This is a genomic window from Microcystis aeruginosa FD4 (genome assembly GCF_009792235.1).
Taxonomy (GTDB): domain Bacteria; phylum Cyanobacteriota; class Cyanobacteriia; order Cyanobacteriales; family Microcystaceae; genus Microcystis; species Microcystis viridis.
The window spans coordinates 1,921,420-1,943,375 of the sequence record NZ_CP046973.1 but is presented as its reverse complement, the minus strand read 5'-3'; the positions used below and the strand labels follow the sequence as shown (position 1 = coordinate 1,943,375).

Annotated in this window: 18 protein-coding genes and 4 pseudogenes; 18 read left to right on the top strand and 4 right to left on the bottom strand. The window is 41.8% G+C overall.

All coding sequences use genetic code 11. From position 1 onward, the window contains the following. Positions 1-563 precede the first annotated feature (563 nt). The 14 genes and pseudogenes from GQR42_RS10025 to GQR42_RS09960 form a co-directional block, all read left to right on the top strand. Positions 564-779: pseudogene (locus GQR42_RS10025) on the top strand (ATPase); the annotation flags it as partial. A 141-nt stretch (positions 780-920) separates the two neighbouring features. Continuing rightward, positions 921-1,184: an AbrB/MazE/SpoVT family DNA-binding domain-containing protein gene (locus GQR42_RS10020; protein WP_158199859.1), complete on the top strand. Its 264-nt coding sequence runs from the start codon at positions 921-923 to the stop codon at positions 1,182-1,184. Position 1,185: 1 nt separating this feature from the next. Further along, a complete protein-coding gene (locus tag GQR42_RS10015) occupies positions 1,186-1,623 on the top strand; it encodes a PIN domain-containing protein (protein WP_002770638.1) in 438 nt (145 codons plus the stop codon). Between the two features lie 249 nt (positions 1,624-1,872). Beyond that, positions 1,873-2,130 carry a hypothetical protein gene (locus GQR42_RS10010; protein WP_002770636.1) on the top strand — a complete coding sequence of 86 codons (258 nt, stop codon included), beginning with the start codon at positions 1,873-1,875 and terminating at the stop codon, positions 2,128-2,130. Between the two features lie 287 nt (positions 2,131-2,417). Then, positions 2,418-3,035, top strand: a complete 618-nt coding sequence (locus GQR42_RS10005) for an FUSC family protein (RefSeq protein ID WP_233271349.1) — start codon at positions 2,418-2,420, stop codon at positions 3,033-3,035. Positions 3,036-3,198: 163 nt separating this feature from the next. Beyond that, positions 3,199-4,018, top strand: a pseudogene (locus GQR42_RS10000) (IS1 family transposase). Then, positions 3,966-4,319, top strand: a complete 354-nt coding sequence (gene tnpA, locus GQR42_RS09995) for an IS200/IS605 family transposase (protein WP_199273340.1) — start codon at positions 3,966-3,968, stop codon at positions 4,317-4,319. Before GQR42_RS10000 ends, tnpA begins: the two are co-directional and overlap by 53 nt. 202 nt (positions 4,320-4,521) lie before the next feature. Further along, positions 4,522-4,638, top strand: a pseudogene (locus tag GQR42_RS09990) (IS5/IS1182 family transposase); the annotation flags it as partial. A 455-nt stretch (positions 4,639-5,093) separates the two neighbouring features. Beyond that, a pseudogene (locus tag GQR42_RS30295) lies at positions 5,094-5,202 on the top strand (IS982 family transposase); the annotation flags it as partial. 191 nt (positions 5,203-5,393) lie between these two features. Next, on the top strand, positions 5,394-6,782 hold the full coding sequence (gene argH, locus GQR42_RS09980) for an argininosuccinate lyase (protein ID WP_158199858.1): 1,389 nt from the start codon (positions 5,394-5,396) through the stop codon (positions 6,780-6,782). Between the two features lie 1,414 nt (positions 6,783-8,196). Next, on the top strand, positions 8,197-9,207 hold the full coding sequence (locus GQR42_RS09975) for a permease (RefSeq protein ID WP_158199857.1): 1,011 nt from the start codon (positions 8,197-8,199) through the stop codon (positions 9,205-9,207). A gap of 24 nt (positions 9,208-9,231) precedes the next feature. Beyond that, positions 9,232-10,023: a TIGR03943 family putative permease subunit gene (locus GQR42_RS09970; protein WP_158199856.1), complete on the top strand. Its 792-nt coding sequence runs from the start codon at positions 9,232-9,234 to the stop codon at positions 10,021-10,023. Positions 10,024-10,249: 226 nt separating this feature from the next. Continuing rightward, positions 10,250-11,728, top strand: a complete 1,479-nt coding sequence (locus GQR42_RS09965) for a hypothetical protein (RefSeq protein ID WP_158199855.1) — start codon at positions 10,250-10,252, stop codon at positions 11,726-11,728. A gap of 30 nt (positions 11,729-11,758) precedes the next feature. Then, positions 11,759-13,135: an aldehyde dehydrogenase gene (locus GQR42_RS09960; protein ID WP_158199854.1), complete on the top strand. Its 1,377-nt coding sequence runs from the start codon at positions 11,759-11,761 to the stop codon at positions 13,133-13,135. An 11-nt stretch (positions 13,136-13,146) separates the two neighbouring features. Here the strand turns inward: GQR42_RS09960 and GQR42_RS09955 are convergent, their stop codons facing one another. From GQR42_RS09955 to GQR42_RS09945, 3 genes are all read right to left on the bottom strand, one after another. Further along, positions 13,147-14,556, bottom strand: coding sequence for an isochorismate synthase (locus GQR42_RS09955; RefSeq protein ID WP_158199853.1), 1,410 nt, complete (start codon positions 14,554-14,556; stop codon positions 13,147-13,149). 236 nt (positions 14,557-14,792) lie between these two features. Continuing rightward, entirely contained in the window at positions 14,793-15,197 is a 405-nt protein-coding gene (locus GQR42_RS09950; protein ID WP_002739790.1) for an NIL domain-containing protein, read from the bottom strand. 33 nt (positions 15,198-15,230) lie between these two features. Then, positions 15,231-15,497, bottom strand: coding sequence for a hypothetical protein (locus tag GQR42_RS09945; protein WP_158199852.1), 267 nt, complete (start codon positions 15,495-15,497; stop codon positions 15,231-15,233). 103 nt (positions 15,498-15,600) lie between these two features. Here GQR42_RS09945 and GQR42_RS09940 point away from each other — a divergent pair, with 103 nt between their 5' ends. The 3 genes from GQR42_RS09940 to GQR42_RS09930 all read left to right on the top strand — a co-directional run bounded on the left by GQR42_RS09940 (position 15,601) and on the right by GQR42_RS09930 (position 18,502). Next, positions 15,601-16,152, top strand: a complete 552-nt coding sequence (locus GQR42_RS09940; RefSeq protein ID WP_158199851.1) for a thioredoxin family protein — start codon at positions 15,601-15,603, stop codon at positions 16,150-16,152. Between the two features lie 111 nt (positions 16,153-16,263). Further along, a complete protein-coding gene (locus tag GQR42_RS09935; RefSeq protein WP_158199850.1) occupies positions 16,264-16,617 on the top strand; it encodes a hypothetical protein in 354 nt (117 codons plus the stop codon). Beyond that, on the top strand, positions 16,586-18,502 hold the full coding sequence (locus GQR42_RS09930; protein WP_158199849.1) for a hypothetical protein: 1,917 nt from the start codon (positions 16,586-16,588) through the stop codon (positions 18,500-18,502). Before GQR42_RS09935 ends, GQR42_RS09930 begins: the two co-directional genes overlap by 32 nt. A 267-nt stretch (positions 18,503-18,769) precedes the next feature. On the opposite strand, the gene ftsH is transcribed toward GQR42_RS09930, so the two are convergent. Continuing rightward, on the bottom strand, positions 18,770-20,734 hold the full coding sequence (gene ftsH / locus GQR42_RS09920) for an ATP-dependent zinc metalloprotease FtsH (protein WP_158199847.1): 1,965 nt from the start codon (positions 20,732-20,734) through the stop codon (positions 18,770-18,772). A 132-nt stretch (positions 20,735-20,866) separates the two neighbouring features. On the opposite strand from ftsH, the gene ccsB reads away from it, so the two are divergent. Beyond that, positions 20,867-21,853 (top strand): c-type cytochrome biogenesis protein CcsB, encoded by a 987-nt coding sequence (gene ccsB, locus GQR42_RS09915; protein WP_158199846.1) that lies wholly within the window; start codon positions 20,867-20,869, stop codon positions 21,851-21,853. The last annotated feature ends 103 nt before the right edge of the window (positions 21,854-21,956 follow it).

Sequence of the window (21,956 nt, the reverse complement as noted above, 5' to 3'; positions counted from 1 at the left end):
ATAAATGTGAAATATAGACAAGGTAAGGGTTTTAGTGTCCTGTTTTGCTCTCACAGGTGCAAGATTTTGAGAGAATCGTGGTTCAAAACCTTGCGTCTTCATCAGCCCGCGCCCTGTAGGGGCGAAGCATTCGGGCAATAACCTATCGGTGAAACCGTAGATTTTCTATCCGAATGCTTCGCCCGTACTTTTTCAGCCAGCCCTAAGTAGGGAGGCACAATTATTTGTAGGATGGGTTAGCGGTAGCGTAACCCGTGCGGGCGTTGGGTTTCATGCTTCAACCCCACCTACGTTCATCTTTGAACAAGTCGAAAAAATCTAATGTTCTGATTATTATTCATTCTTAATTCTCCTGACTCCTGACTCCTGACTCCTAACCCCACCAACAAACTTTTTCAGCAAACCCTACTTATTAAGCCAAGACGCACTTTGACCGCCTATCCTTAGATTAGCTAAATGCACTTCTTGTATAATTTTTTTATGGCATAATGAGGGGGTGCTTTTCTTTCGATTTTTAGATGGAAGTCGAAAACTGGTATCATCTACGTCGCCGCTGCCAGCCTGAGGATCAGGTGGTCATTTCTCTAGGGAGAGGGGATTTTGAAGCGGCCGCAGATGTCATTTTGCATAGCCAAGATATCCAGCCCCTCGGCTACACCTTTGCTCTGGCGCGGCATACCCTTGCGACTGCATACAGGAGTTTGGCGATCGCTACTCTGCCCAACCTGTTAGTGGTGGCAGTCGGGGCATTTTGGGGACTCAACCCGGTAACCCCTTAGAAAACGGGTTTCTTCGAGAAACCCGTTTTCTGGATTTTTTTGAGCGCACTACGAGATAAGCGTGCCAAAAATACTGAGGAGCAGACCGCACTATCAAAAAATGCTATTTTTTTAAATAAATTACGTCAATAAATATCAATCATGAAGTCTTTTGCTATTCGCTTAGAAAAAAATGGAACAATTAATGTTCCTCAAGCTATCCAAGATAAACTCAATATTTGCGAAGGAGATTTATTAAATTTAATAGAAATTGAGGGTATTATTTTGTTGACTTTACAACAACCCAACGTCCCTCAACTGTCTGACCAAATTACAACAATTCGAGAAGAAGCCAATGTTACACTAAATGATTTATTACAAGAATTAGACGAAGAAAGGCAAAAAATATACCAAGAAAAACATTAAGATGAAGAGGATTTTTGCTGATTCTAGTATCTTAATTGCTGGTGCAGCTTCTAAAACAGGTGCAAGTCGAGCAGTGCTGACAATGGCTGAAATTGGCTTATTTAAAATACTTATTTCAGAACAAGTGTTAGAAGAATGCCAGCGAAATCTTTATAAAAAAATTCCCTTAGCACTTCCTATTTTCAAGCAACTTATCAGCCAGATAAATCCTGAAATTTTACCGAATCCATCTCAAGAACAATTCTTACAATTTTGTAAAATTATTGAAGAAAAAGATGCTCCTATTCTTGCAGCCGCTTTATTGGCTAATGCAGATAGATTACTAAGCTTAAACACCAAAGATTTTACGTCACAAGTTGCTGAACAGACAGGAATAATTATACAAACGCCATCGCAATTTATACAAGACATTCGCTCAATTATTAATCATGAGTTATGACTTAGGGTATTTTAGAAAACGGGTTTCTATTTAGAAAACGGTTTTCTCCGAGAAACTATTTAGAAACCCGTTTTCTTTGATTTCTTGCAATAAATGTTAATTTTTGTTACAGGGGTCTTGAAAAATTGGCGATTGTTTGCACAAAATAGTCGCAGTGTCAAGTGGTTTGCGCTCAAATGACATAAATAGCTATTATAGTAGCAAGAGGTTTACCGTCGATTACTCGCTAAAAAAGGAAAGGAAATAACTATGATACAGCAAGTTAAATTACGTTCTCCTGTGGGTGAAGACCGAATATTGCATTTAGATATTCCCGTGGAAGTTAAAGAAACTGATTTAGAGGTGACAGTAACGTTTAAACCAGCACCAAGCCTAGATAAAACTACAACTCAGACACGCACTCACGCTGAATCGAGGCGAATTTTTGAAGAGATACATCAACATTATTCGGGGCGGATTTTTAGTGATAGTACAGATTGCTGTGAGAATACAACAGGCGGTTTATGATTATGTTTATCTAGCTTTGGCAGTGCATAAAAGCTGTCAAATGGTCACAGCAGATGAACGTTTTTTGGCGTTGCTGATTTGAGATATGAATCTTCTTTTGTGGGATTTTTAAAACCTAGACCCAAACTAACTTTTGGATGGGTGCAAGGTTGTCATTCATACCTTGATTCAGCAACGCCCAATCTGGCAGAACAAATTGATGCCACTATTACCCTACTCCTCGATCACCAAAGGCAAGTCAAGGTGGCACGACCATCAGTTCCCTTAACCCCTGTCACCTTTGGGAAATGTTGAAAAATAACTGGACTTTTGAGTCGATTAATTTTACTGCGGCCATGCGTCTAGCCACTGTCACTACTTTTGCCATGTTGGTATCCATTCTACTCCATTGGCATCACGGTTATTGGATAGCTTTAACAGTGCTGTTTGTTCTCCAGCCAGATTATGGTGGCACAATCCAAAAGGCTATACAGCGCCTTGGCGGCACTATTTTAGGAGTAATCTTAGCAACCCCCATAGTTTTGCAGATTCAATATCTAAACCTACTAATAATAATTCCAATTGTCTTAGCTGCCCTAACTGCTGCCTTCCGTTTTGTCAATTATGCTTTCTTTATGCTCTTTCTGACCATGCTAATTGTGCTGATTCTAGATCTAGACGTACCCAAAGATTGGCAGTTAGCCGAGACAAGAGTTTTTCATACTGTGCTGGGGGGAGCTTTGGCAGTCATTAGTTACTATCTTTGGCCGATTTGGCAGAGACGTTCCCTACCCCGAAGAATTGGCACTTTACTAGAAAAGAGTGTCAGTTATTTTCAAACTGTGGCCGCCGCTTATCAAGGACAAGCTCAAAGTGCCAAAATCTTAGATTTAAGCCGCCGTCAAGCTGAATTAGCTAGTGGGTAATGATTCGGTAGTAGTGGCGTAGCTCTCTTGCTTACCTGGTATGAATTGTGTAAAATATTTATTAATAAAAATAATTGGAACCCGCTCAGTCTTTAAACCTCTAGCTTGCTCATGACTTTTCTGATAAATATCTTTTTCTGGCTCCTGTCTGGCTTACTCAAATATCAGTCTAGCACCGAACCAAGTCCCCCCCCTAGTTCACCTCTATTCCCCTGTCAAGCGTTGTGGTTCTCACCATAGGATCAAGAATGGTTCTATTCATAAGGGAAAACCCAAACGTCAATGTAAAGAATGTGGTCAACCGTTTGTGATCAATCCCACTAATAAAACCGTGTCTGACGAAACTAAACAATTAATTGATAAACTCTTACTCGAACGAATTTCCTGACGAGGAATTGCTAGAGTAACAGGGGTAAGTTGGTCATAGTTACAAAATTATGTCAACAATAAACTGGCGGCTGTCCCCCGTCAAATAAAGGTTTCGGACAAACCAAAAGGTAAATTGGTTAGAGAATGTGATGAGATGTGGTCTTTTGTTTTTTCTAAGACGATAAAAGTTTATATTTGGCGGTTAATTGATAGAAAGACAAGAGAAATTATTGGTTGCTATGCGCGGAGATAGGAGTCGTCAATCAGCCAAAAAACTTTGGGGTCAGTTTACCAGGCGTTTACCGACAATGCGCGGTTGCTTACACAGACTTTTGGGAGTCCTATAAGACAGTAATTCCTAGTAAACGTCATCGACCGGTCGGAAAAGAAACTGGTCAAACTAATCCTATTGAAAGATTAAATAATACCTTTCGACAAAGGATTTCTCGGCTGGTGAGAGAGAGTCTATCTTTCTCTAAAAAAATGGAGAATCACGTTGGGGAGTCCTTTGGTATTTTATCCATGACTACAATGCACAGCAAAGCAAAGGATTAAGCCGCCATCACTACTACCGAATCACCACCCAAGAAAGAACATTTAGAGTTCTTAAATGAGGCTTTTAAGTCTATTGCTGATAAATGGGATGCCAGTATAGTAGAGTTTAACGGTGAGTCTGACCATGTTCACATTCTTTTAACTTATCCCCCCCATAAATTACTAAGCGGGTTAATTGCTAATTTGAAATCTACTTCAAGCAAGCTTTTGTGGGATAACTACAGTGACCATTTAAAGAAGATTTACTGGAAAGACAAGAGAGTATTATGGACAGGAGCTTACTTTGTGGCTAGTTGTGGTGGCGTTACGATAGATCAACTTAAAAAATATGTGGAGAGCCAAGACTCCCCAGAATATTAATTGTGCTTCGCTGTTTCTATATTGGTTGGCTTTTCATCTCCGAGGTGAAACCGAGAGTTCCTTCAAGCCAACATTTAAGAGACCTCTTGCATAATTTTTTTATGGTATAATGGAAGATTTGGCTTTTTTCTCAATTTTTAGATGGAAGTGGAAAAAAGAATAAAATGTGATCTTAGTTGAGGAAATCATCTATACTTTTGCTATGTTTATTAGCAAAAATATGGATGATCAAAACTTATCAGATGAACAATTCAAACGCCGTTTCGGTGTGTATAAACAAACCTATAGAAAGATGGTAGAATCAGTAAAAAGTTTGGAAACAAAGCTTGAGCTGCTTCTTTTACTCTTTTGCTTACTAACCTTTTATTTAATTCATTTATGATTTTCTCAAATGGTTCTGTCTCTCGGATTTTACTCGCCTTAGAAAACGTTGACGTATTGACATTAATTCCTAGCATTTTCAGGCGTGCGCTTAAGTCTCTCATGCTAACGATACTTTTATCCAGTGCCAAACCTATCCAACAGGACACAAAGGTAAATGTACTTAAGGCAGGATAGTCATTTTTGGGGAGTCGCTTGAGAAGCTCTTTCATTAGTTTTGGGAAAATTATCAGCATGGCTTATTCACACTTGTTGCTGTATATTTACTTTGTTTTCCTATCTATAAATCAAATTGTGTCCGACTTTTTTCCCGTTCAACACTTCTGGGTTTTGACCATCTTCGTCATCTGATTCTTAACCCTTTTTTGCCTAATCATCAGGATTTTCTTCATTCCCTGCAATTTTTGTCCTGTACTTAGCATCTTGTGTGGCTTAATTGCTTACGGTCACCAACCCAAGAAGCCCTCCCGACCGATACTGGGTTTTACCCCAATCTGCTTAACTCGAACTCAGGTTCTTATTAGCTTTTCGCACATCGGCATTCAGCCAGAGTGAGCAATTATTGCTATTCTTATGTTTGTAGAGTTGGAGATTTTTCTAACCTGAAGCGGTAATGCTATCAGCACCGGATTATCCCCAAAAATTGTCCAGCATATTTTGGTTAACTTTATCCACAATCATCTAACGAAAACAGTGACAGCAAAGAAAACTTGGAGCGATCGCTTTGAAGGTAGTCTCCATCCTACGATCGTGGAATTTAACGCCAGTATTGGCTTTGATATCGAATTAATCGAGTATGATCTCACCGGATCGATCGCTCACGCTAAAATGCTCGCCTATACGGGTATTATCACCCCCGAAGAAGCTGATAGTCTCGTCTCTGGATTGGAACAAATTCGTCAAGAATACCGCGCCGGCAATTTTAACCCCGGCATCGATCAAGAGGACGTGCATTTTGCCGTGGAACGTCGTTTAACTGAGATAGTGGGAGATGTGGGCAAAAAACTGCACACGGCGCGTTCGCGAAACGATCAGGTAGGAACAGATATTCGTCTGTATCTTAGACAACAAATCGATGATATTAGGCAAGAAATTCGCAATTTTCAGCAAGCTTTAGTCAATCACGCTGAAAACCATCTGGAAACCCTGATCCCCGGTTATACCCACCTGCAGCGCGCTCAACCGATTAGTTTAGCCCATCATCTCTTAGCTTATTTTCAAATGGCCGAACGGGATCACCAAAGATTGGGGGAAATTCGCGCCAGGACTAATATTTCGCCCCTAGGATGTGGTGCTTTAGCAGGGACGACTTTTCCGATTGATCGTCATTACAGTGCCAATTTACTCGATTTTGAGCAGGTGTATAACAATAGTCTTGATGGAGTTAGCGATCGAGATTTTGCCATTGAATTCATGACGGCCGCTAGTCTGATTATGGTACACCTGAGCCGTTTGAGCGAAGAAATGATTCTCTGGTCTTCCCAAGAATTTAGTTTTATCACTCTCACCGATAGTTGTGCCACGGGATCTAGCATTATGCCCCAGAAAAAAAATCCCGATGTTCCCGAATTGGTGCGCGGCAAAACAGGGCGGGTTTTTGGGCATTTACAGGCGTTATTGACCTTAATGAAGGGTTTACCCCTAGCCTATAACAAAGACTTGCAGGAGGACAAGGAGGCGTTATTTGATGGCGTTAAAACCGTGCGGATTTGTTTGCAAGCGATGACAGTACTTTTAGCCACTGGGATTCAATTTAAAACCGACCGATTAGCTAACGCGGTTGCGGAAGATTTTTCTAATGCGACGGATGTGGCGGATTATTTAGCCAGTAAGGGAATTCCCTTCCGAGAAGCTTATAATTTAGTCGGGAAAGTCGTTAAAAGCAGTTTGGCAGCCGGTAAGTTATTGAAAGATTTAACCCTGACTGAATGGCAAGAATTACATCCAGCTTTTGAGGCCGATATCTACGACGCGATCGCTCCTCGTCAGGTGGTAGCGGCCCGTAATAGCTATGGTGGCACAGGTTTTGAACAAGTGCGCTCGGCTTTAATTGAGGCTAAAGCCATTCTCAATCATGATTGATATTGTTGGGGGTTGGGGGATAGGTGTTAGGGGTTTTGGGGTATTAGTTAGGGCTGGCTGAATAATGGTAAAACCCTTTGAAAATAAGGCTTTTGACCTGTTAAAATCCGATGTTAGTGCTGCGAATATAGGATTGGGACATTCAAAAACCTGGCATTATCCTTCTTTTAGTACATAAACTGGTACGAAGAAAGAGGGCAACAAAGCCTGAAACGACCGGCTCCGTTCGGCGGTTCGGCTGAGGGTTCGACAAAAGCTCACGCCGAAGTCTCACCGTCGAAGCCGAAGTCTCACGGCCGAAGCCTGACTCGGAGACTGCTGACTCCTAACCCCACCAACAAACTTTTTGCCGCAAACCCTACTTAGGGCTGGCTGAATAAATCTAAAAACTTTGTTGGATAAGGCTTTTAGACTTTTTTGAAATCCAAAAGTGCCGGACCTGGGGGTGATCGGGGGTAAAATTCAGGTACTTTTTCCCTGAAAATTAGGTAACTGACTACCTCAAAATCGGTAAAACCCTACACCCTACACCCCATACCCCACACCCTGCCCCCACGAAAAACTTTTTGCCGCAAACCCTACTTATAGGCAATAAACTAATTACCCACCTTAACAAAGGTGCAAAACAACTGCTTACCTCAAGAGTCCTGCGCTTTTCCCCTTTTTTCGCCTTCCAGGCTCATACCATTCTTTCAGTCGCAGCCTGACCCTGTTGGGTTTTTCCTCGTTGACTGCGCCAACGAATCTCGACACCTGAGTCAGGCTGCTCGATTTGGTCATGACCAGGCCAAAACTCCAAGTTGCCAATCCGATAGCTGGCGGTATTGACAAATTAGGTAGATGCTCTGAAACTATGCACGACCACTGCTTGAGATATTTGTTGTTTAGCCTTGTCTTTGACCATGCTCCGCTAAATCTCTATCTTGATTCTCTCACTCCTGTTGGTGATTACTCACATCTTTATAAAATACTTAGGGCTGGCTGAATAATGGTAAAACCCTTTGAAAATAAGGCTTTTGACCTGTTAAAATCCGATGTTGATGCTGGGAATATAGGATTGGGACATTCAAAAACCTGGCATTATCCTTCTTATAGTAGATAAACTGGTACAAAAAAAGAGGGCAACAAAGCCTGAAACGACCGGCTCCTGACGACCGGCTCCTGACCACCGACTCCTACCCCCACGAAAAACTTTTTGCCGCAAACCCTACTTATATCTGTAAGAGGTGGGGAAGTCGGGAGCAGGGAGAAAAAAGCTGACGGAGTAGCGGCTGACGGCTTATCAATTGATACAGAAGTCACTCGATCGGATATATTAAAAAAATGTTAAAAAGCCAGGGAGCGGACTGATGAACCTTTGTCTAGGGTTCCTAAGTCTTTATGCCTGAACCTCCAATTCACAAGGCGAGGATAGATGAGTCAACTACAAAATGCCTTTACCCTATTCCTGAGCCTGTTGGTCGAAGCTATGCCTTTTTTACTGCTAGGGGTGATTCTCTCTAGTATTCTTTTAATATTTGTCGATGAACGTCGCTTAGTTGCCCTGATGCCTCAAAATGCTGTTTTAGGAGCATTTGTGGGGGGATGTATTGGTTTTTTGTTTCCCGTCTGCGAGTGTGGCAATGTACCTGTGGCGCGACGTTTACTTGTGCAAGGAATGCCCAATGCAGTAGCGGTTAGTTTTCTCTTAGCAGCGCCGACAATTAACCCGATTGTTATCTGGTCAACTTGGGTAGCTTTTCGCGATCAACCGGAAATTGTTTTCTATCGAGTTATCTTTTCTTTGTTCATCGCTACGGTTATCGGTATTATCTTTAGTATCCAAAAAGATCCGCGACCAATCCTACAAACCTCTTTGGCAAAAAGTCTCAATTGGCAACCGCAAACACCAGAAAAAGAATCTATACCACTGCTACTACAATCTGGTTCTTTTCTGATCGGTAATTCTGGTCAAACTTTGCGCTTAGATGAAAGTTTTGCCGCTACTGCTGTCCTACCGGCAGTGCAAGCTATCCCGATGAAAAGGCGCTGGTTAACTTTTCTGGAAAACGTGGTGATGGAATTACGGGAATTAGGAGGAGTGTTAATCTTAGGAAGTGCTATAGCGGCCGGTTTACAGGTGTTTGTTCCCCGGGAATTTGTTCTTAATCTGGGTCAGGATCCAATTACTTCGATCTTGGCCATGATGCTGTTAGCAGTAATTGTTTCGATTTGTTCCACGGTTGATTCTTTTTTTGCCCTCTCCTTTGCCTCTAGTTTTACCAGTAGTTCCCTGCTGGCTTTTCTAGTGTTTGGTCCAATGATTGACCTGAAAGGGATTGGTTTAATGTTGTCTATTTTTAAACCGAGAATGTTAATTTATCTCTTTGCTTTAGCAGCGCAAATGACTTTTTTACTCACCTTGGCTCACAGTTATTTATTTTAGGTCAGTCCCTAGATAGTTTTTCCCATGAATTCATCACGTCTAAAAATAATCGCCCCCCAATTTCTCGATATTATTGCCCTAATCGGTTGGGGTTCGTTACTATTTAAATACTGGATAACTGGACAGTTAAATTTACTAATACATCCTAATTATTTTATTCTGGTTCTCATCACCAGTATTGCTTTATTTGCCCTGGGATTAGTCAAGCTTTGGACATTATTAAAGCAGTGGCAAAAAAAGATTAACTTAGATAGTAATGATAATCGATCGCATATTACCATTCTTCCTCAACATTTTGGCTCAGGTTTATTAGTATTAACTGCCCTTTTAGGCCTATTTATCGCCCCGCAGCCCCTCAGCAGTCAAATCGCATTACAGAGGGGAATTAGTGAATCTTTACCCCTAACTCGCTTGCAAACTCAATCCTTTGGCACTACCGTTAAACCAGAGGAAAAAAGTTTAATTGAATGGGTAAGAACTTTAAATACTTACCCCGAACCTGATGCTTACAAGGGACAACCAGTAAAAGTCACAGGTTTTGTGGTGCAATTGCCCCAATTACCCGATAATTATTTATTAATTAGTCGCTTTATTCTTACCTGTTGTGCCGTGGATGCTTATCCCGTGGGTTTACCGGTGAAACTATCAGGAAGTCGCAGTCAATATCCCAATGATACTTGGCTAGAAATCACCGGAGAAATGGCCACGGAATCTTTACCCGTAGAGGTGGGAAAATCAACCACCAGAAGACAATTAGTAATTAAGGCTAAATCCGTGAAACCTATACCCACTCCTGTGGATCCCTACGGATATTAACAGTTATCAGTGAGCAGTTATCAGTTATCAGTGAGCAGTTATCAGTGAGCAGTTATCAGTTAAGTAGGTGGGTGGAATTAAATATAAGATGAACGTAGGTTGGGTTGAAGCATGAAACCCAACGCCCAATCATGTTACGAAGTGCGCTAACCCATCCTACAAATAATTGTGCCTCCCTACTTATCAGTGAGCAGTGAGCAGTGGTTGTTCCTAACTATCTACTATAATGATCAAGACCTTACAACTACAACCGATTGATAAATTAGCGATAACATTAATTGTCTCCCTAACCTTGGTAATTGGTGGCTTAATTTGGTTAGGTAATAACTGTGGTAATCAATGTCTTTTACAAACCGGTCCAAGGGTCAAGGAATTTAGCTGGGAAAATCGAGAAATTGGAGCGGAAGATCAAGCATTTATTATCACTTTTGATCGCCCCATGGATCATGCTACTGTAGAAAAAAATCTAGTTATCGATCCTCCGCTGCCAGGGAAGTTTAGTTGGACTGGAAGACGATTAGCTTATACCCTCACTTCTCCCATTCCCTACGGAGAAAAATATCATCTGCAAATTGAAGGTGCGCGGGAACAATTTCCCAGCGGTAATCGATTAGGACAAACCCTAGCAATGTTTGAAAGAGAATTTAAAAGTCGGGATCGTGCTTTTGCCTATATTGGCACTAATGGGGAAGAACAGGGAAGACTAATTTTTTATAACTTGACCGAGGAGAAGAAAACCCTCTTAACCCCCGCAAATTTGACCATTATGGCTTTTGAATTCTACCCTGATGGGAAAAAAATTCTCTTTTCGGCCGTGGCGAAAAATCGGGGGATAGAGGGAATTCGTGAACTGCAGCTTTACCAAGTTGATTTTGGCCAATCTTCCCCAAAAATTGAGTTAGTGCTAGACAATAAAGATTATCAAAATAATCATTTTGATTTAGCTAAAGATGGGGAAACTATTGTCGTGCAGAGAATTGAGCGCCGCAATCCGATTAACTTCGATTTATGGGCAGTTAAATCGGGGGAAAAACCCCAACAATTAAAGATACAAGGCGGGGAATTTTTGATTGCACCTGATAGTAAAAGTTTAGCTGTTACTCAAGGGGAAGGAATCGCCCTTTTGCCTTTAAAAACCGAAACAAAACCCCTAGATTTTTTACCAAAATTTGGGCGTATTTTGAATTTTTCTGCTGATGGTACGGCTGCGGCGATGGTGAATTTTAATACTGATAATGCCAAAATGCGTTATATTCGATCGCTTTTTTATGTCAATAATCAAGGATTACAAAAACGCTTACTCAATCTACAAGGTTCGATTATAGATTGTCAATTTAATGCCACTGGTAGTGATTTGTATTGTTTGTTAACCGAGTTAGTTACTAACAGTCAAGAGTACAAAGAAAAAACCTATTTTGCTAAAATAGATGTGAAGACCGGTCAAGTGACTCCCCTACTGGAATTAGCTGATTATCGTGATATTCACATTAGTTTATCTCCCGATGGTTTAGCAATTATTTTTGATCAACTTCGCACCAGTTATGATACTAATCCGACTAATCCCTTGACTACTGATTCAGGAGAAACAATTATCGGTGGTCGTTTGTGGATGTTAATTCCTCCCCTACAAGATGGAGTGAAAGCAAGTAAATCTGATTTAATTGAATTACCTCTAGCGGGAATTCGTCCCCAGTGGATGCCGTAGAATTTCATTATTAACTTGGGAATTATTTCGATGCTGTCAAACTCAGAAAAATTAGCCAAATTGCGTCACTATTTTGCTAGTGGTGCCACTCGTTCTTATCAATTCCGTCGTCAGCAGTTAGAGAAGTTAAAACAGGCAATCATTAAATATGAAGCAGAGATATATCAAGCTTTATATAGGGATTTAAAGAAAAGTCCCGAAGATTGTTGGATTACTGAAAATGGCTTTCTTTTGGTGGAAATTAATACCGCTTTAAAAAATCTGCGCTCATGGATGCAACCCAAAACTGTTAAAACTAATCTCTTAAATTTTCCCTCCTCCAGTCAAATTATTCGGGAACCTTTAGGAGTGGTGTTAATTATTGGTGCTTGGAATTATCCCCTACAATTGTTATTAGTGCCTTTAGTTGGTGCTATTGCTGCCGGTAACTGTGCGGTATTAAAACCGAGTGAATTTGCCTCAGCGACGGAAAAATTAGTAGTTAAAATAATTGAAGAAATATTCCCTGAAGAATATGTGTTAATTGTCCCGGGAGATGGTGCGGAAGTAATTCCGAATATGTTAGACAGTTTCACCTTTGATCATATATTTTTTACTGGCAGTACAAGGGTAGGAAAAATTATTTATCAACTAGCGGCAGCAAAGTTAATTCCTGTTACTCTAGAATTAGGGGGAAAAAGTCCCTGTGTTATCGAAGCTGATGCTAATATTTCCGTGGCAACCCGTCGCATTGCCGTGACAAAATTCTCTAATTGTGGTCAAATGTGTATCGCTGCTGATTATGTTTTGGTACATCAATCCCAGCAGGAGAATTTGATCAGAGAATTAGCTAATACTATTGTTAATTTTTTCGGTGAAGATGCCAGATTAAGTGCTGATTATGGTAAGATAATTAATGAGAAACAATTTGACCGCCTGATTGACTTTCTCCAAGATGGTGAGATTGTTTTTGGCGGCAAAACCGATCGAGAAAATTTATATATTCAACCAACTTTATTAACTAATGTTTCCCTTGATGCTCCTATTATGCAAGGGGAAATATTCGGACCAATTTTACCGATCATTGCCTTTAGCACTTTTGAGGAAGCTTTAGCAATTATTGCTAAAAACCCTAACCCTCTAGCTTTTTATCTGTTTACTACCAAGGCAAAGACCGAAAAAAAATGGTTAGAATCAGTCCAGTTTGGGGGAGGTTGTATTAATAACAATAGTTTTCATTTTACTAATCCTAGTTTACCCTTTGGTGGTCGGGGGAATAGCGGTATTGGTAGCTACCATGGTCGTTTTTCCTTTGAGAATTTTAGTCACCAAAAAGCCATTATGAAAACACCTCTTTGGTTCAATCCCGCTTTAAAATATCCGCCTTTTAAGGGTAAATTAGGCTTATTTAAGTTATTGGTTCGGTAAAAAGCTATAGCTTAAGTTAAAGCTTTTAAGAGAGCTTGAAATTTCAGCTGAATTTCTGCTAGTTCTTTTTCCGGATCGGAACCGGCAACAATACCCGCACCGGCGTATAATCGCGCTCGATCGCCTTTAATTAATGCCGAACGAATACCAACAATAAACTCACTATTATTTTGACAATCAATCCAACCCAAAGGAGCGGCATAAAGAGAGCGATCGAAGGTTTCATAATGACGAATTTGTGCTAAAGCGATCTCGGTGGGAACCCCAGCAACAGCAGGAGTGGGGTGTAGTTGGGCAACAATTTCGAGGGGATGGATGGAGGGTTTTAGTTTGGCATGGATAGGAGTCCAGAGATGTTGAATATTGGAGAGTTTTAACAATCTAGAGGGCGAATTTTGAGGATTTAAGCCAATTTGTCGCAGTTTTTGGTTAATAAAGTCGCTAACAGCCCGATGTTCCCGTTGTTCTTTTTCACTAGCGAGGAGTTTATTGGCAAAGAGAGCATCTTCGATCGCATTTTCTCCCCGGGGGGCGGATCCCGCTAAAGCATCGGTGATCAATTGCCCCTGATGGACAGTTAACAAGCGTTCGGGACTAGCGCCGATAAAATGATCTCCTCGTCCATTGCCGAGGGAAAAAGTGTAGCAATCGGGATGACGCTGACGCAAATTATCGAGACAGTTTACCAGATGAAAAGGTCGGGGAGAAATCACGTCAAGAGCGTGAGCAAGGACAATTTTGCTAAATTTTTGAGCTTGGATAGATTGGAGGGCATCGGCAACAGCCGCTTGAAAATTATAGGTAGGATGAATATAATAACTACAGGGATCCCAGTGGGGATTTTGTCGGCAATTGCTCGAGTTATTTTGGATAATTTTGAGGTTATTAATAGTTTCTTCGAGGGAGTTTTCTATTTCTTTTTCGCTGGTGATTAAGAGATTGGTAAGGAAAAAATATTCCGACTGTTTTTTGATAATTTGAAACTTAGGCAGGGTTAGGGTAGCTGAGGGAAAGGGGGTAGCTGTTGCCGAGTCGAAAAAAGTGAAACTGCAAAAGATGCGAGGAGTAATCTCGCTATAGTTATCAATTTTAATAATTCTTTGTTGACAGTTTTCAATAAATTTTTGAGCTTTTAAAAAACGTTGTTTGCCGTGGAAAGTGGCAGCAAAGGCGATGCCGTAGCCAAGAAAAGCGGTTTCTCGTTCGGGATTTTCCCAATAATAATGGGTGGGATAGCTAGAGGCAATCCGAGAGAGAATTTCTAGGGGATCAAGGGGGGAAATTTTTTGACAAAAACTAACGATCGACGGATTTCCCTTTTCTGCGGCTAACAGTTGCGGGTTGAGGATAAAGTTATAGAGGCCGCCAAGATCAGCAATCGGACTATCAGGATAGGAAAGGCGAGGAACGGCAGAAGTCATGTCAAGTTTTTTGTATTTTTTGCAAAAAAAACCATGATTAATGGTATGTAATCCCCACAGATGTGGCCAGAGTCAAGGATCTCTTTTTAACTATGATATCGGAGAAAGGGTCTTTAGGTAGAAAGGGACCAGGATATTTGTGACGATTAACCGCGTTGGAGACAAATGAAGGCTTAAAATCTCCAGAGATTGCTATTATTTAAATGGGCAAAAAAATTAATTTAATAACTGCTACTTTACAAGTTGGTGGAAATTGCCACCACGGGACAAGTGGGGATACATTGTTCACAAACCACACAACGGGAACGCAAAAACTTAAGACGAAAACTTTCGGGATCAAGGGTTAAAGCTTCCGTGGGACAAACTCCCGTACATAACCCACAATCGACACATTTTTCTTCATCAATGACGATTTCGCGACTAACTTGGGAAACGCCAATATTTTGTAATTGCAACCATTCGATCGCCGCTTCTAACTCATCGATATCCCCCGATAATTCTAATACTAATGTTCCCACTTGATTGGGGGCCACTTGGGCGCGGATAATATTAGCGGCGACGTTAAAATCCTTCGCCAGTCGATAGGTAACGGGCATATGGACGGCTTTTTTGGGAAAAGTGAGAGTAACGCGTTTTTTCATGCAGCCTTTCCGATCAAAGAATCTTTTTTTTGCTTATTTGCCGAAAACGGCTGGAATTACAATAGCAGCAGTAGCGGCAACGATTAGACCAAAAGCCAAATTAACTACCTGTTGATAAGCTTTTTGGTAGGTATCGATGCTAAGACTAAGTTCACGAATTTGGTTGATCACGTCTCCTAGCTTTTTTTCAATGTTTTGAACGTTACTTTCTAAAGTTTCTAATCGCCCCTCAATTGTATGAACGCCCCCTTCTAGCCTTTTTAGCTGTCCCTCTATTCGATCGAGTCTTTCTTCGGTCATAATTATTACCCATCTCTAGCTTAATTATAACTCAATCGACACCAATACTAAAAGAGCGCAGCAGTCGTTACAATAGGACAAAGTAAACTTTGATTAAATATTCATGACAGCCACCACACCCACCAATAAAATCAGAAATCTGCTGCTGGCAGTAACGGCAGTTATCCTTAGTGTAGCGATTTTCTTCGGGTTTCAAACCACCGCTAGTTCTGTATCTTTGGAAGCGCAAGCGGAAAAAGCGACACCTTTTGATCTTGCCCTCAGCAATGGTAAACCCACCCTGACAGAATTTTATGCTAATTGGTGTAGCAGTTGTCAGGCGATGGCCTCTGAAATTGCCGAAATTAAAAAACAATACGGTAATGCCATTAATTTTGTCATGCTCAACGTTGATAATAATAAATGGTTGCCAGAAATTCTCCGTTATCGTGTGGATGGTATTCCCCATTTTGTCTTTTTAAATAATCAAGGACAACCGGTTGCCCAAGCGATCGGAGAACAACCAAAATCAATTTTAACTGCTAATTTAGAAGCACTTTTAACTAATTCTACCCTACCCTATGCCACCACTACGGGAGAGACTTCTGATTTTAATATCCTTGTGGGTGCTAGTCAAACCGATCCCCGCAGTCACGGTAGTCAAGTTAATCAGTAATCAGTTATCAGTAATCAGTTATCAGTTATCAGTCGAAAGCTTATGGCTGAAAGCTATCATTCAAGAGTTAACTATCAATCACTACATTTCATTGACTAAAACCTTTTAACTATGGCGATTATTGTCCAACATTTGACCACAGGTAACGAATATATATTCCTAGGAGTTAGTGGGGGTGAAAGTAAGAATATTTTATCCACAAAAATGTTAGGAGATTTCTTCGCAACCGAGACTCCAGATAAATCTCGATCGGTGACGGTTTGTGATGATCAAGGCCGGATACTTTGGTTTCCCGTCACAGAAATAATTGTGGTGGAGGTAGATGGTCAAAAACCCGAAGAATTATTACCAGAAATTATCGCCCCCGAACCAGTTCCTTTAAAATTAGATCAAGAGAATCAACCTCAGTCCCCAGAAAATCAAGGAAACATCGATGAATTTGCCGAAGATGACGACTGGATCTAGAATTAAATATCTAGTTTTAGCGGGAATAATTGCCCTATTTACTATTGGCTTTAATTCCCTCTATTCTGTTTCTCAAAACTCGATCGCTTCCTTCCCTGTTGCCGAAGTTCAAACCCAATATCTTAACGATTGGACACCGGAATTAGAGGCAGAATTTCAACAAAGGGCCAAGCAGGTTATTAACCATTTTGCTAATCGGGAAAGTTATGGCAATTTGTGGGGAGAAAACGAGAAAAGATCCTATCCTATGGCCATGTTTGATTTCTTGGCAGGAAACCGGCAAAAAGCCCTAGATTTCCTGCAGCAGGATGACCCACAAAAACGGGAACAGGCCCACACTGATTATATAGATTATTATTTTTCTTTTACCCTAAAAGGACAAATTAGAAAGTATTTTCTGCTCGGAAAGTATCTCGATCCAGTTTATCGTCAGAGAATGTATAATGCGGCGAAAATTTGGACAGAAACTGACCCTTTACAACGACCCCACCCTATCCATGGCACCGGCCAAGGCACGGGTAATGATTGGAGTATGAAAAGACGGGGTTTATGGGTAGATAGTCGCAATACTGATAACCTGCGGGCGATGCGCGAAACATCGGTTTATCTGATGGCCGAAGAAACAGGAAATGAAGCAACTCGTCAAATTTATAAAAATAAAATTAAGCGTTACGTTTCAGCTTTATATAACATCGGTATGGGAGAATGGGATTCAGAAGTTTATCACGGTCATACCTTTGCTCCCTATCTCAATCTCTACGATTTTGCTCAAGATACGGAAGTTAAACAATGGGCAAAAATGGCCTTAGATTGGTTATCTATGGCCGCTAGTGTTAAATATTATCGCGGTGGTTGGGGGGGTCCCGTAAAACGCGATTATGGTGGTAGTAATGGGGTAATGCGATCGCACGCAGGACGCACTTTTTGGCTATACTTTGGTGATACTCCTGTCCCCAATAATCGCCCGGAATTGGACTCTCTTTATCTAATTACCAGTGGTTATCGTCCTCCTTTAGCAGTGATGGAATTAGCCCGAAAAAACTTTAATAAACCGGTAGAAATTCTCGCCAGTAAACCCCTATATGAAAACTGGAAACCGGGCAATAATCAAAGTCCGGGTTATTGGGAAACTCAATTTATCGGTTCTAGTTATCAAATGGGTAGTCTGGCGGGAACTTTTCCCGATGGCGATGTGGCCCCATTTAAATTAATGGCCTTTAATCAAGACAAAGGGGTGGATTTTTTTGTGGCTAACACTGGCAAAAATGGCGTAAAACCGGGCAAAAATCCCGGGGATGAAATCGGACAATATCGCAATCTTTTAATCTGGTTACGACCAGCAGATCAAGCTTTTTTCTGGCAATTACCGAAAACTGCCAAGGTAGAAAAAGATGATAATATCTGGTTTATTCAATTAGAAAAAACTTGGTTAGCTCTGAGATTAATAAATCTTTCTTCTCCTGAAATGATCGAGATTCCTAATTCCCCTTATCCCGATGATAATACCTACCAAGCTTTACCCACAGGTAACAATTATGCGGGTTTTGCTCTGGAAGTGGGAGAAGCGGCAACCCAGGCTAGTTATGAGAATTTCAAGAGCATATTTAAGCAAAAAAGTCAATTAAATTTAACTCAAATTAACCAAGGCAGCCTCTTATTTAAAGGCAGTCAAGGGCAGAGTTTACAATTGACCTATAATCAAATCAATCTACTGCCGATGTTAATTCGTAACGGTCAAAAGCACGATTGGTCAAAAAATTTCGCCCTTTATAACAGTTTAAGTCGAGATAACTCTCCCGTTTCTTTGGGATGGAAAAAGGGCAAATTAACTGTCAAAGCAGGGAAATATCAATTTTCCAATGCTTTGATCCTCCCCTCTCCTTAAGTTAGTTATTCTCGACTATTTATTCAGCAGACCCTAGTTAGGAGGAGAGGCAAAAGGCAAAAGGCAAAAGGCAAAAGGCAAAAGGCAAAAGGCAAAAGGCAAAAGGCAATAGGCAATAGGCAATAGGCAATAGGCAATAGGCAATAGGCAATAGGCAATAGGCAGCTTTGTTCTCCCCACTTCCCCACACCCCACACCCCACACCCCACACCCCACACCCTGTCCCCACGAACAACTTTTTCAGCAGACCCTATTGATGAGGATTGATCAGACCATTTGCGCTTGATTTAATAACTCTTGCAATTCTTCTCCTTCGATTACTTCCGTGGTCAAAAGATTAGCGGTAATGGACTCTAATAAATTGCGGTTGTGACTGAGAATTGCTAGGGCTTTTTGGTAACTAGCGTCGATAATTTGTTTAACTTCTTCATCGATCGCTTTGGCCGTATTTTCTCCGATCGAACGCCTGGGACTACCCTGATTATTACCTAAAAAATTAGCCTGTCCCGTTTTATCGTAGGCTAGGGGACCGAGGGATTTACTCATACCATAAATTGTCACCATTCTTTCCGCAATATCCGTCGCCCTTTGTAAATCATCGGAAGCGCCATTAGTGACACTGCCAAAGATTAATTCTTCGGCTGCCCGACCGCCCAATAACATAGTAATTTGTTCTTTAAATTCGGTTTCTGTCATCAAAAAACGGTCTTCCGTGGGAATTTTCAGGGTATAACCCAAAGCGGATAAACCCCGGGGAACGATGGAAATTTTCTCCACCCGACCACCTCCCGGCATAACAGCGCCAACTAAAGCATGGCCGACCTCGTGATAAGCGACGATTTTCTTTTCTTTTTCCGATAAAACCCGACTTTTCTTTTCTAAGCCAGCGATAACTCTTTCTATCGCCTCTTTAAAATCAATTTGACTGACTTTTTCCCGATTATTACGGGCAGCCAAGAGAGCAGCCTCATTGACGAGGTTGGCTAAATCGGCACCGGCAAAACCGGGGGTTTGGGTGGCGATCGCTTTGAGGTTAACATCTTCACCCATCTGGACTCGTTTGGCGTATATTTCCAAAATTGCCAATCTTCCCGCTAAATCGGGACGATCCACCAAAACTTGGCGATCAAAGCGCCCCGGACGCAATAAAGCGGCATCAAGAGTCTCTGGGCGATTGGTGGCGGCTAAAACGATGACAACGGCTTCTTTGGGACTAAAACCGTCCATTTCTGTCAAAAGTTGGTTCAAAGTCTGCTCGCGCTCATCATTGCTGCCGCTAGTTCCCGATCCCGAACTTCTTGATTTACCGATCGCGTCCAATTCATCAATAAAAATGATGCTAGGGGCATTTTTCTTCGCTTGGGCAAATAGATCCCGCACCCGGGCTGCCCCAGTGCCGACAAATAACTCCACGAATTCCGAGGCCGAAATGCTAAAAAAAGTCACTCCCGCTTCTCCCGCGACCGCTTTTGCTAAGAGAGTTTTCCCTGTCCCCGGCGGTCCGACTAAGAGAACACCCTTAGGAATACGCGCCCCAATTTTATTAAAGCGCTCGGCATCCTTGAGAAATTCGACAATTTCCTTTAACTCGGTTTTTGCTTCCTCGGCCCCGGCCACATCACTGAAGGTAATCGGATATTTTTCGCCGTCTCCGTAAACTTTAGCGAGATTTTTGTTAAAAAGCAGCGATTTACGGGTGTCATCGTTGCGATAGAACAGAAACTGCATGGCGGCGACTAAAATTAAGGGAGGAACCACCCAAGCGAGGAGAGTGCTGATCCAACTGTTTTCGGCTACGGGAATCGCCTCGAAGATTACGCCTTTTTGCTGTAATAGTTGGGGTAATTGGGGGTTATAGACTGGAATCGTGACAAAAACTCGTCCGGAGACTAGATTACTGCTTGGTTTGCCCGCCAGAGAACTAGAATCACCGTGAAAGGGATTACTTGATTCTGGGGGATTAACGGGGGGATTAGCCGGAATAGGCAAGGATTCTAAAGGATCTTTTGATTGATAAAAGATGACTTGATTGCCAATTCTGACCCTACTGATGTCGCCCCGTTCCACTTTACTGATAAATTCGCTGTAGGGTTCGAGGGGAATATTGGACAATTCTGAGGGACGAGGGATAAGAAAATAGCCTAAAGCGGCAACACCAGAACAAATGATTAGGATTTTGCCTAACCGAGGCAAACGCGACCAGGAAAATTTATTATCTTCTTGATTAGCCATAATTTTTAGGGCAGGTGAGAGTGAAAATACAAAGTCCATGCTAACAATTCCCTGTCTCGATCGCCTTACCGATGGGATAGGATAGAGGATGGAATACTTGGTAGCGAGCGAGCGACAAACGAGAGAAATCCCATGAATTTAGTTAGCTTAGAGAACTTTCTCGATAACACTTCTTTTTTAGTCCTGTTTTTAACCATGCTGGTTTATTGGGCCGGGGCAGCCTTTCCTAGCATACCTTTGTTGTCTGGCTTAGGCAGCACGGGAGTGGCCATCGCTAACCTCTGTATCGCCGCTTTATTGGGGGCGCGCTGGTTAGAAGCGGGTTATTTCCCCATTAGCAATCTTTACGAATCTTTATTCTTTCTCGCTTGGGGTGTAACTGCGGTTCATTTAATTGCTGAGTACACTAGCCGCAGTCGCCTGGTGGGAGTGGTGACGACTCCTGTAGCCATGGGGATTACCGCTTTTGCCACTTTGTCCTTACCAGGAGAAATGCAAACTTCGGCCCCCTTGGTTCCGGCTTTAAAATCGAATTGGCTGATGATGCACGTTAGCGTCATGATGTTAAGTTATGCTGCTTTGATGGTGGGTTCCTTGATGGCGATCGCTTTTCTGATCGTCACTAGAGGTCAAAATATCGAGTTAAAAGGCAGTTCCGTGGGTACGGGAGCCTATCGTCTCCAAAATAAGTTATCTACCACTCTTTCCGCCCCAATTTTCCTGGAAACGGCTAACAGTGGCACAACCGCCCTTTTAACTCCCACCTTAACAGCGATGACGACCCTTTCGCCCCAACGTCTCAGCTTGGCGGAAACCCTCGATAATATCAGTTATCGGGTCATTGGTCTCGGTTTTCCCCTTCTTACTATCGGTATCATCGCCGGGGCGGTTTGGGCCAATGAAGCTTGGGGTTCCTATTGGAGTTGGGATCCGAAAGAAACTTGGGCGCTAATCACTTGGTTAGTTTTTGCCGCTTATCTCCATGCACGCATTACCCGGGGATGGCAGGGCAGAAAACCGGCTATTCTAGCGGCCAGTGGTTTTGTTGTGGTTTGGGTATGTTATTTAGGGGTGAATCTTTTAGGTAAAGGTCTTCATTCCTACGGCTGGTTTTTCTAAATCAGTTATAGGGGTGGGGTGTGGGGTGTGGGGTGTGGGGAAATGGGGAAGTAGGGAATTTCAACTAAAAACCCCAAAACCCTAAAACTCCAAAACCCCTAAA

Bases quoted from the DNA above. Each gene is read 5' to 3' on its own strand.
- GQR42_RS10020 (WP_158199859.1), top strand. From the start codon at position 921: ATGAAGTCTTTTGCTATTCGCTTAGAAAAAAATGGAACAATTAATGTT.
- GQR42_RS10015 (WP_002770638.1), top strand. From the start codon at position 1,186: ATGAAGAGGATTTTTGCTGATTCTAGTATCTTAATTGCTGGTGCAGCT.
- GQR42_RS10010 (WP_002770636.1), top strand. From the start codon at position 1,873: ATGATACAGCAAGTTAAATTACGTTCTCCTGTGGGTGAAGACCGAATA.
- GQR42_RS10005 (WP_233271349.1), top strand. From the start codon at position 2,418: ATGTTGAAAAATAACTGGACTTTTGAGTCGATTAATTTTACTGCGGCC.
- GQR42_RS09975 (WP_158199857.1), top strand. From the start codon at position 8,197: ATGAGTCAACTACAAAATGCCTTTACCCTATTCCTGAGCCTGTTGGTC.
- GQR42_RS09970 (WP_158199856.1), top strand. From the start codon at position 9,232: ATGAATTCATCACGTCTAAAAATAATCGCCCCCCAATTTCTCGATATT.
- GQR42_RS09965 (WP_158199855.1), top strand. From the start codon at position 10,250: ATGATCAAGACCTTACAACTACAACCGATTGATAAATTAGCGATAACA.
- GQR42_RS09960 (WP_158199854.1), top strand. From the start codon at position 11,759: ATGCTGTCAAACTCAGAAAAATTAGCCAAATTGCGTCACTATTTTGCT.
- GQR42_RS09955 (WP_158199853.1), bottom strand. From the start codon at position 14,556: ATGACTTCTGCCGTTCCTCGCCTTTCCTATCCTGATAGTCCGATTGCT.
- GQR42_RS09950 (WP_002739790.1), bottom strand. From the start codon at position 15,197: ATGAAAAAACGCGTTACTCTCACTTTTCCCAAAAAAGCCGTCCATATG.
- GQR42_RS09945 (WP_158199852.1), bottom strand. From the start codon at position 15,497: ATGACCGAAGAAAGACTCGATCGAATAGAGGGACAGCTAAAAAGGCTA.
- GQR42_RS09940 (WP_158199851.1), top strand. From the start codon at position 15,601: ATGACAGCCACCACACCCACCAATAAAATCAGAAATCTGCTGCTGGCA.
- GQR42_RS09935 (WP_158199850.1), top strand. From the start codon at position 16,264: ATGGCGATTATTGTCCAACATTTGACCACAGGTAACGAATATATATTC.
- GQR42_RS09930 (WP_158199849.1), top strand. From the start codon at position 16,586: ATGAATTTGCCGAAGATGACGACTGGATCTAGAATTAAATATCTAGTT.
- ftsH (WP_158199847.1), bottom strand. From the start codon at position 20,734: ATGGCTAATCAAGAAGATAATAAATTTTCCTGGTCGCGTTTGCCTCGG.
- ccsB (WP_158199846.1), top strand. From the start codon at position 20,867: ATGAATTTAGTTAGCTTAGAGAACTTTCTCGATAACACTTCTTTTTTA.